A 265-nucleotide genomic window follows, 5' to 3' on the forward strand; every position below is an offset into this window, starting at 1 on the left:
CGATTACCGAGAAGGTAATGTCGCCAAGTTTTAAGTGCATGGACTACAGCTGCAAGCTCTAGATCATGTGTGGGATAATTTTCCTCATGTGGGTGTAATTTCCGTGAAGCATAGGCGATTACCTGATGATCTTGCATGAGTATGCAACCTAGTCCTTGACGCGAGGCGTCGCAATAGATAATAAAGTCCTTGGAGAAGTCTGGTGGTACCAGTACGGGAGCAGATGTCAGGCGTCTTTTCAGTTCCTGAAAACTGAACTCGCACT

Annotated in this window: 1 protein-coding gene; it reads right to left on the minus strand. The window is 46.4% G+C overall.

The features are described from left to right. The coding region (locus tag PZC42_RS24845) for a ribonuclease H family protein (RefSeq protein ID WP_498041208.1) at positions 1 to 265 on the minus strand (265 nt) is incomplete at both ends.

It is taken from the genome of Isoptericola croceus (assembly GCF_029382255.1).
GTDB lineage: Bacteria > Actinomycetota > Actinomycetes > Actinomycetales > Cellulomonadaceae > Isoptericola > Isoptericola croceus.